General features: G+C 49.2%; 5 protein-coding genes and 1 pseudogene. 4 read left to right on the top strand and 2 right to left on the bottom strand.

Annotation, left to right across the window (positions count from 1 at the left end; genetic code table 11):
- Nucleotides 1–1,662 (top strand): elongation factor G (locus VIM87_RS19910; RefSeq protein ID WP_331998697.1); only part of this gene is annotated, 1,662 nt, incomplete at its 5' end.
- Nucleotides 1,663–1,780: 118 nt separating this feature from the next.
- Complete coding sequence (locus VIM87_RS19915; protein WP_331998698.1) at nucleotides 1,781–2,776, top strand: phosphotransferase; 996 nt, start codon at nucleotides 1,781–1,783, stop codon at nucleotides 2,774–2,776.
- A 12-nt stretch (nucleotides 2,777–2,788) separates the two neighbouring features.
- On the opposite strand, the pseudogene aqpZ reads toward VIM87_RS19915, so the two are convergent.
- Together aqpZ and VIM87_RS19925 are read right to left on the bottom strand one after the other, a co-directional pair.
- Nucleotides 2,789–3,505 (bottom strand): annotated as a pseudogene (gene aqpZ / locus VIM87_RS19920) (aquaporin Z); the annotation flags it as partial.
- Between the two features lie 203 nt (nucleotides 3,506–3,708).
- Nucleotides 3,709–5,250 (bottom strand): YifB family Mg chelatase-like AAA ATPase, encoded by a 1,542-nt coding sequence (locus VIM87_RS19925; RefSeq protein WP_331998699.1) that lies wholly within the window; start codon nucleotides 5,248–5,250, stop codon nucleotides 3,709–3,711.
- A 261-nt stretch (nucleotides 5,251–5,511) separates the two neighbouring features.
- Between VIM87_RS19925 and VIM87_RS19930 the strand changes: the two genes are divergently transcribed.
- Together VIM87_RS19930 and VIM87_RS19935 are read left to right on the top strand one after the other, a co-directional pair.
- Nucleotides 5,512–9,006, top strand: a complete 3,495-nt coding sequence (locus VIM87_RS19930) for a SusC/RagA family TonB-linked outer membrane protein (protein ID WP_331998700.1) — start codon at nucleotides 5,512–5,514, stop codon at nucleotides 9,004–9,006.
- Complete coding sequence (locus VIM87_RS19935; RefSeq protein ID WP_331998701.1) at nucleotides 9,007–10,347, top strand: RagB/SusD family nutrient uptake outer membrane protein; 1,341 nt, start codon at nucleotides 9,007–9,009, stop codon at nucleotides 10,345–10,347.
- Nucleotides 10,348–10,439: the final 92 nt, after the last annotated feature.

Consider the following 10,439-nt stretch of genomic DNA (forward strand, 5'->3'; position numbering starts at 1 on the left):
GCGGTAACAATTATGCAATACCCTGTTAATCAGGGTATTGGTTTTAATAGCGTGATCGATCTGCTGAAAATGACGCTATACCGCTTTCCGGCCAACGGTGGCAAACCGGAAAAGCTGCCCATCCCCGACAGCGAAAAGGAACGCGCAGAACAGCTGCATAATGTGCTGGTGGAAAAAGCTGCAGAAAATGATGATACGCTGATGGAGCATTACTTTGAAAAAGGCAGCCTGGATGAAGATGAAATGCGCGAAGGCCTGAAAATAGGCATGCTTAAACACCAGGTATTCCCGGTGTTTTGTTTATCAGCCGAAAGGAACATGGGCAGCGGCCGTTTAATGGGGTTCATTGATAACGTAGCTCCTTCCGCCACTGAAATGCCGCCGGAAATAACAGAAGCAGGTGAGCCTATTCCCTGCGATCCTGCGGCCCCGGCCTGTTTGTTCGTGTTCAAAACATTACTGGAACCGCATATTGGCCGCCTTACCTTTTTTAAAGTGCTCTCCGGCGAGGTAAAGGCAGGGCAGGAGCTGGTAAATGAAAAGGGCAACACCAGCGAGCGGCTGAACCAATTGTTTATTGCAGACGGTAAGAACCGTAATCCCGTGGAACGCCTGCGCTCCGGCGATATTGGCTGCACCCTGAAGCTCAAGAACACATTAACCAATCATACCCTTAACGACCGCTCCTTTACGGGGCAGGTAGATCCTATTCACTTTCCCCTGCCTAAAGTGCGCGCCGCCATTGAAGCCCGCAGCAAAAGCGATGATGAAAAGCTGGGCGAAGTGCTGGCCGAGATACACATGGAAGATCCTACACTGGAAATAGAATATAACCGGGAGCTAAAACAGGTGATCCTGCACGGGCAGGGTGAGCTGCACCTGGCCGTAACCAAATGGCGCCTGGAAAATATTTACAAGATGCAGGTTGATTACCTGCCGGCTAAAATACCTTACCGCGAAACCATTCAGAAGCCTGCACAGGCCTCTTACCGCCATAAGAAACAATCCGGCGGCGCCGGGCAGTTTGGCGAAGTGTTTATGAAAATAGAGCCCTGGTATGAGGGCATGCCGCCTTTCAAAGAGCACCCGGTAAGGGATACAGAGGAGATAGCGCTTAACTGGGGTGGTAAGCTTGTTTTCAATAATTGCATTGTAGGCGGTGCTATAGATACCCGCTTTCTGCCATCCATACTTAAAGGGGTGATGGAAAAAATGAACGAAGGCCCGCTAACCGGCTCTTATGTGCGCGACATAAGAGTAAGTGTGTACGATGGTAAAATGCACCCGGTAGATAGTAATGACATTTCCTTTAAGATAGCCGGTATGATGGCTTTCCGCGATGCCTTTCACCAGGCATCACCCCAATTGCTGGAACCCGTGTATGATGTAGAGACCAGCGCGCCGGATACTATGAGCGGCGATATTATGAGCGAGCTGCAAAGCCGCCGCAGTATTATAACGGGTATGGATACACTAAATGGCAGCCAGGTGATCAAAGCCCGTACCCCGCAGGCGGAGCTGGATAAGCTGTATGCCGCTTTGCGCAATATAACCCAGGGGAAAGCCAAGGTAAAAGCGCAGTTTGCAGAATACGCTCCTGTACCGGGAGAAATGCAGAAGAAGCTGAGTGATGAGTACCGGAAAACGGAGGTGGTGAGCTGAGGAATTATAAGGTAAACGATCAAACCTCAATTAATGTTCAACCAAAAAAAATAAAGTTTACGACACTGCAATCAGCTGGGAAATAGGGCTATTTTAGCCGGGTTAATCTATTTCTTTTATGATCCCCGAAACAAAAAGAACAGCTGTACAACAAGCATTGCAGGAAGCGTTTGGCGTAAGCGGCTACGAAGATCTCAGGCACATAACTACCGGCCTTTCTTCCGCACTTATTTTTCGTATAGTGGTACAGGGCAGGCCCTACCTGCTCCGCATTGTTACCCGGGAAGATGAGCCGGGCGATCCCACACATTATTTTGCCTGTATGAAGGTGGCTGCAGATGCAGGCATAGGCCCGCGTATCTGGTACGCCAGCGCTGAAACCAGGATCTCTATCACTGATTTCATAGAAGCGCAGCCATTCCCCTTGCATGAAGCCAGGCTGAAAATGCCGGCGCTGATCAGGCAATTGCATTCCCTGCCGCCTTTCCCTGCACGCATCAACTACCTGACCTTCGTTAATGGATTGGTTAAAAAATTTCAGGATAAACAATTGCTGCCTGAAAGTATGACCGGTGAATTATTCCGGCTGTATGCAATGCTGGCGGATGTTTATCCTCACAACCTGCAGGACCAGGTTGCAAGCCATAATGACCTTAAACCGGAGAACTTCCTTTTTGATGGTGACCGGGTATGGATGGTGGACTGGGAAGGCGCCTTCCTGAACGACCGTTATGTAGACCTTGGAGTGGTTGCCAATTTTGTGGTACGGAACGATGAAGAAGAAGCTGCGTATCTCAGCATTTATTTTGGTGAAGAAGCATGCGAATACCAGCGGGCGCGGTTTTTCCTGATGCGCCAGGTGCTTCATATGGCATACTTTACGCTCCTGATGTTGCTGGTCTCCGCAGCAGGCACGCTCATTGATCCGAATGTTGCCGTACCGGATTTCAGAGATTTTCACGACCGTATATGGTCAGGTGAGATCAGCCTGGCCGGCAATGATGCGCGGCTGCAATATGCATGGGTACATATGGAGCAGCTGTCGCGTAACCTGCGGTCAAACCGGTTCAATGAGGCGCTGGAGATAGTATCAGGGGCGCATATAACAAATTAATCCAGGTGGCACTTACTGCTTCGGCTCAAAGATGGCCCGCCAGGCGATAGCAGCAAGAACACCGCCGGCTATGGGCGCTACTATAAATAACCACAGCTGTTGAAGCGCTTTACCGCCTGCAAGTATAGCAGGGCCAAAGCTGCGGGCCGGGTTTACAGATGTTCCGGTAATGGGTATAGCTACCAGGTGTATCAATACTAACGTAAGCCCTATTGCCAAACCGGCCATATTAGCATTACCCAGCCTGGAAGTAGTGGCAAAAATTACAAACAGGAATATGAAGGTAAGCAGCACTTCCACAATGAATGCAGCGGTTGTTGAATAGTTACCTAAATAGCCAGGTCCCCAGCCATTGGAGCCTAATGCCCATTCACCCATGCTGAATCCGGGTGCATCTTTTTGAATGGCCAGTAACGCGCATGCAGCCACGGTTGCCCCGGCCATTTGCGCAATGATATAGCCAATAGTATCTGCCAGGCTTAATTTTTTAGCCACCAGCATAGCAATGGAGATAGCCGGATTTATATGACAACCTGAGATGGGGCCAATGGCATAAGCCATCACAACTACGGTAAGGCCAAAGGCGAGGGATATGCCCAGCAGGCCAATACCTATGGGTGCATCGGCAATAGTTATGGGGATAGTTTTACCCGCTACAACTGCTGCTCCGCAACCAAATAATACTAAAGAAAATGTTCCGATGAATTCAGCGAGGTACTTTTTCATAAAGGGGGGATTTTGAGTATAAACAAAGTAAGACTTTTATATGATAGCAACCACAACAATCACAGTTATTATATTACAAACCTTCACAACAGCATCATTCAACAAACATCCTCATCCGCTCTATTAACAAACCTTCACAACCACATCCTCCAAAAACCTTCATCATCCGCTGCATTCCATTACTAATTATTAATTATTAATTCTCCTCAGGCCCCCCAGCTCTCCCGGTCCAAACTCCTGAACCGTATAGCCTCCGCTATGTGCGCGGTCTGTATCATCTCAAAGCCTTCCAGGTCCGCAATGGTCCTGCTTACTTTTAATATGCGGTCATACGCCCGGGCCGATAGCTTTAGTTTATTCATGGCATTCTTCAGCAGGTTAGCGCTTTCGTATTCCAGGTAACATAACCGTTTCAGCAGGCTGCTGCTGATCTGTGCATTACAATAAATGCCGGGGTGTGGTTTAAAACGTTCGGTTTGTACCTCCCGTGCCAGCACTACCCGCTGCCTGATATACTCACTGGTTTCTGCTGTTTCTGTAGCGTTAAGCGAAGCAAAAGGTACCGGCGTAACCTCTACATGCATATCGATCCTGTCCAGCAAAGGACCGGATACACGATTCAGGTATTTTTGCACAATGCCGGGAGCGCAGGTACAGTCTCTTTCCGGGTGGTTGTAATACCCGCAGGGGCAGGGATTCATAGCCGCTACCAGCATAAAGCTGGCCGGGAAATCAACCGTGGTTTTAGTGCGGGAAATAGTTACCTGCCTTTCTTCTACAGGTTGCCGCATTACCTCCAGCACGGTACGTTTAAATTCCGGCAGCTCATCTAAAAAAAGTACACCGTTATGCGCCAGCGATATTTCTCCCGGCTGTGGTACGGTGCCGCCGCCAACCAGCGCAGCATCGCTGATGGTATGATGCGGGGAGCGGAAAGGCCGGCGTGCTATCAGCGATGCATGCGCCGGCAGCTTGCCCGCTACCGAATGGATCTTGGTTGTTTCCAGCGCTTCGTGCAGGCTTAAAGGCGGTAAAATAGACGACAGCCTTTTTGCCAGCATGGTTTTGCCGGCGCCCGGCGGGCCTATCATCAGTACATTATGACCGCCGGCAGCCGCTATTTCCAGCGCACGTTTTACGCCGTACTGGCCTTTTACATCACTGAAATCCACATCAAAATGTTGCTGCGCTGTAATGAACTCCTGCCGGGCATCAACGTGTATGGGCGACAGTGATTGCGGCGCATGCAGGAACTGGATCACTTCGCGTATGTGTGATACGCCATACACTTCCAGCTCGTTCACCATGGCTGCCTCCCGTGCATTTTGCAAAGGCAGCAGCATACCCCTAAAACCTTCTCTCCTGGCCTGTATGGCCATGGGCAGGGCGCCTTTAATAGGTTGTATGGTACCGTCCAAGGATAGCTCACCCATAATAATGTATTGAGATAATGCTTCACCAGGCGCTTGTCCGGAAGCCGCAATAATACCCAGCGTAATAGGCAGGTCATAGGCCGACCCTATTTTACGGATATCTGCCGGCGCCATGTTCACTACAGTGCGGAACCGCGGAAAACGGTATCCCAGGCTGATGATGGTGGATTCAATACGCTTTTCACTTTCCTTTACCGCATTATCGGGTAAGCCAACAATAAAAAACTTAGTGCCTTTGGGAAAAACATTCACTTCCAGGGTAATGGTAATAGCAGTTACGCCTTGCACTGCGCTGCCAAAGGTTTTAACAATCATGGATGGATATGGTTGATGGAAAACGAAAATAAGAGAAAACACCGGATCTGCCAATTTCACACAATAGTTTGATGTTAACATTGGATTAACCAAAAAAAGGTTTAAATTTTGTCAATGACTATGAAAACCGTTGTAACCATTTTGACCCATCAACCCGGATTACACCTGAAACATTCATAGCAATATTCGTTTATACATGTAGGTTATATTGGTGAAAATAATCATCCTGTTCAAATAACTCTGGCAATAAAGAATAACTATATGTGGCTTGCAGCCCTGCGTTCTAATTTAATGCTGCTGTTGCTATGCTTGTGCCTGGCAAGCGCTGCCCTGCCTGCGTTTGCGGGTAACAAGATGTTTTTTCAGCATACGGATAAGGTAACCCTTTCTGCAGATCAATGGCCGCTGCGGGAGGTACTAAAAGCCATGAACAGGCAAACCGGTTATTATTTCTTTTACTCCGCCGACCTGGTTAATAACAATGAAAAAGTAACGCTGCATGTAAAGGATGCTCCTGTGGAAAAGGTGTTGCAACAATTACTGAAGGGAAAAGGATTGATCTGGGTGTTTAATGGTAACACCGTTATAATAAAAAAGGCTCCGCAGGCAACGGCTCCCATTAACGGCCCGCCGCGTGATTCATTACTTACATTCCTCAATGGGCAGGTTACAGATGCTACCGGTACCCCGTTAGCCGGGGCCACCGTGTTAGTGGATGGTACGCCTAAAGGCGCCACCACCAATGAACAGGGCCGGTTTGTACTTGACGGCATTACCCGCCCCGTAACCCTGCAGGTAAGCTATGCGGGTTATCTGAAACAACAGGTACAGTTAAATGAAGCAGGTAATGTGCAGGTGCGTTTGCAAAAAGAGATCCTGGACATTAGCAGCGTATCTGTAGTAGCTACCGGTTACCAGGCCATTCCCAGGGAGCGGGCCACCGGCTCTTTTGTAAAGCTGGATAATGAGCTGCTGAACCGTAAAGTGAGCACCGGCATCCTGGACCGGTTAGATGGGGTGGCCAGCGGCGTATTGTTTGATAAACGCGATGCTGCCAGCACCAGGATCCAGATCCGCGGTTTGTATACGCTTACCTCAGCCATTGCCCAGCCTTTGGTGGTAGTGGACAATTTTCCTTATGAAGGGGATATAAATGATATTAATCCTAACGATGTAGAGAACATCACCATCCTGAAAGATGCCGCTGCAGCCTCCATCTGGGGAGCTAAAGCAGGCAACGGGGTAATTGTGATCACCACTAAAAAAGGGCGGTATGATCAGGCGCCACACGTATCTTTTAACTCCAATGTAACGGTGATCAATAAACCGGAATTATTCCGCTTACCGCAAATGTCCGCTTCTGATCTTATTGACCTGGAGGAGTTTTTATTCAGCAAAGGTTTTTATAACAGTGCTATTAATAACAGGCGCTACCCGCCCCTGACACCCGTGGTGAACCTGCTGGTAGAGGAGCGGAACGGGCAATTGTCAGCTGCTGAAACCCGGGCCGCTATTGATAAGTTACGTGGTATAGATGTACGCAATGATTTTCTGCAATACATTTACCGGCAGGGCGTAAACCAGCAATACGCCGCCAATGTAAGCGGCGGCAGTAAAAAGATAAAATACTTTTTCTCCACCGGGTATGATAAGAACAGCACTAACCTGGTGGGCAACACCTATCAGCGCGTAACCCTGCGTACAGACAATACCTGGCAGGCCGCCCGTGGACTGCAGGTACAGGCCGGGATTCAATATACGCAGCATGATGATACCAATAACAGCACCGGTCCTTATAACAGCAATGCCTATAAGCTGGGCACACGCATATTGCCGCCTTATAGCCGGCTGGCCGATGATAACGGCAATCCTTTAACGCTGGATACCCGGTACGCAGGTACGTATACAGATACTGCGGGGCATGGCCTGCTGCTGGACTGGAAATACCGCCCCTTGCAGGAGCTGGCCCTGAACGATAAAACCTCGCGCGCACAGGTGCTGATCGCTAACCTGGGAGTGCAGTATAATTTTTCCAATACCATTAGTGCAGAGGTGAAATATCAATACCAGCGTGCAGACAGGAATAGCCGTGCTTATTACAGCACACAAACCTTTTTTGCCAGGGACCTTATTAACCTCTATTCACAGATCCGTGGCGACAGCGTAACCTACATAATACCCAATGCCCCTATCACAGACCGTACCGCCAGTTTACAGCAGGGGCATATGTTACGCGGGCAGTTAAATTTTAATCGTACCTGGGCAGGCAAACACCAGGTAGCAGCTATTGCCGGTGCTGAGCTGCGGCAGCTGCACACAACAGGCAGCAGCTACCGCGATTATGGGAATACGGTTGCAGATCTGCTCCGTTACTATCCGCTGGTCACCGGCCGTACAGCCACCATTCCATCTAATACAGATATAGACGACCGCCTGGATCGTTTTACTTCCGCATACGCCAATGCAGCCTATACTTACGATAACCGTTATACATTCTCCGCCAGCGCGCGGAAAGATGCCTCTAATTTATTTGGAGTAAGGGCTAACCGGAAAGGTGTGCCGCTTTGGTCGGCCGGCGCAGCCTGGAAAATATCCAATGAAAAATTTTATCATGCCGGCTGGCTGCCTTACCTGAACCTGCGCCTTACCTATGGCTCGGGTGGTAATGTGAATAATGCCATTGCAGCACTGGCTACTATTTATAGGTATGATGCCTCTTTCCAGTTCACCAACCTGCCTTTTGCCACAATTGTAAATGTAGCTAACCCGGAGCTGCGCTGGGAAAAAGTGAATACCTTGAACGCAGGGCTGGACTTTACTTTCAAAAACAACCGCCTGAGCGGCAGCATTGAATATTACCATAAGCAATCTGTAGATGTAATGGGCCTGGAAGCGCTGGATCCTACCACCGGCCTGGGATCGGCGTTCACCAACTCGGCAGATGTTAAAGGCCGGGGAGTAGAGGTACAGCTGTACGGTAAGCCTGTAAATGCCGGCGCCTTTCAATGGCAAACCAGCCTGCTGTTTAATTATGTACATTATGAAGTATCGCGGTACCTGCTGCCGCCGCTTACCAATGGTTTTGTGAGTGATGGAGGATCAATTATCCCGTTGCCCGGCTACAACCCATATTTACTGGTGAGCTACAAATGGGCCGGCCTGGACCCTGCCACCGGCGATCCGCGCGGGTATCTTAACAAAAGTATTAGTACAGACTATGCAACCCTGATAAAAAATCCGCTTAGCGAACAGGTGATCCATGGCCCCGCATTACCCACTTACTTTGGTAATGTATTAAACACATTTAGCTGGAAGAATATTTCTGTATCTGCCAACATCACTTACCGGCTGGGCTATTATTTCCGGCGCAACACCATTGCCTACAATACATTGTTTGCAAGTGGTGCGGGCCATAGCGATTACGGGCAGCGCTGGCAGCAGCCGGGCGATGAAAAGTATACTAACGTACCATCGCTCGTATATCCTAACCCTGCTTACCGCGATCAGTTCTATACCAATTCATCCATCACGGTAGAGAAGGGAGATCATGTGCGCTGGGAAGATGTGCGTTTAAGCTACACCCTTAAAAAAGGAATGAACAGCCGCACCTTCTTTAGTCAGCTGCAGTTTTACACCTACATTACTAACCTGAATATATTGATCTGGAAAGCGAACAAAGCGGGCCTGGATCCGGATTTTCCATCCGGGTTGCGTACACCGCGCGCTTTTGCATTTGGTATAAAAGCAGATCTTTAAATGAAAACAACGTATATACGATACCGGTATCTTATCATATGGCTGCTGCTGGCCTCCTGTAAGCATTACCTGGATGCCAGGCCGGATGTAAAGCTGGAAGTGCCTGTAACGATCCGGGACCTGCAGCTGCTGATGGACGATTACGCCACTATGAACAATACCTGGCCGGCTGCCGGCGGTTTAATGGCCGATAATTTTTATCTGGCTGCAGCAGACTGGAATACTTTGCAGGAAAGCGACCGGAAGTTGTATATATGGCAAAGAACCGATCAGACCAACGATTACTGGAATGGGCCCTACCAGGCTATTTTAAATACAAACGTAGTGCTGGAAAATATTGACAAGGCGCGTAGTACCGGCTCTGCAGAGGACTGGAATAACCTGAAAGGTACGGCCCTCTTTTTCCGCGCTAAGTATTTTCATGCGCTGGCGCAGCTGTTCGCCAAGCCTTACGATCCCGCTACCGCCCCGCAGGATCCGGGTATTCCGTTACGTTATACCTCCAATTATAATGATGCTACGGTAAGGGCATCTGTTGCACAAACCTATGACCGCATTTTGCTGGACCTGAAAGCCGCGCTCACTTTATTACCGGGAACGCCAATGTTAAAAAGCCGCCCGGGTAAGCCGGCCGCTTACGGCGAGCTGGCGCTTGTATACCTGGATATGCGGGACTACGCCCGGGCCGGCGCCTATGCAGATTCCTGCCTGCAATTGTATAACCGGCTGATGGATTACAATGAGCTGGATATCCTGGCAGATGCGCCTGTTCCGCGTTTTAATGATGAAGTGATCTTTGAAATGATCTCGCAAAATGCCAGGGCGTTATTGCCGGCAGTGTGTAAAGTAGATACCCTGCTTTATAATACCTATGCGGAGAATGATCTGAGAAAACATATATACTTTACCGGTAACAGCTTTAAAGGAGATTATGCAGGGATGGGCGCAGATAATGGTTATATTTTTGCCGGCATTGTTACAGATGAAATGTACCTGGTACGTGCAGAAAGCAGGGCCCGTGCCGGTAACGCCACCCAGGCAATGAACGACCTGAATACCTTGCTGGTAAAGCGCTGGCGGCAGGGCGCCTTTGTGCCGCTCACAGCTGCAGATGCAGCAGATGCGTTAAAACAAATACTCCGTGAAAGAAGAAAGGAGCTGCTGTTCCGCAGCGCCCGATGGGCAGATCTGCGCCGCCTGCAGTACGAGGCCGCTTTTGCAGTAACACCACAACGAATGTTAAACGGGCAAGCCTACACGCTGCCACCCAACAGCCCGCGTTATGTATTGCAGATACCAGGCAATGTAATTAGTATGATGAGGATTGAGCAGAATCCATAAAACCGGCGAAGGAGGTTCATAGAGACCGTTTAAAAAATTTTATGAACGAGATAATGTAATATCTTAAACCGACGATGGAGGTCATAAAGGCC

The organism is Chitinophaga sp., from assembly GCF_036569125.1.
Classification (GTDB): Bacteria; Bacteroidota; Bacteroidia; order Chitinophagales; family Chitinophagaceae; genus Chitinophaga.

Bases quoted from the DNA above. Each gene is read 5' to 3' on its own strand.
- VIM87_RS19915 (WP_331998698.1), top strand. From the start codon at position 1,781: ATGATCCCCGAAACAAAAAGAACAGCTGTACAACAAGCATTGCAGGAA.
- VIM87_RS19930 (WP_331998700.1), top strand. From the start codon at position 5,512: ATGTGGCTTGCAGCCCTGCGTTCTAATTTAATGCTGCTGTTGCTATGC.
- VIM87_RS19935 (WP_331998701.1), top strand. From the start codon at position 9,007: ATGAAAACAACGTATATACGATACCGGTATCTTATCATATGGCTGCTG.
- VIM87_RS19925 (WP_331998699.1), bottom strand. From the start codon at position 5,250: ATGATTGTTAAAACCTTTGGCAGCGCAGTGCAAGGCGTAACTGCTATT.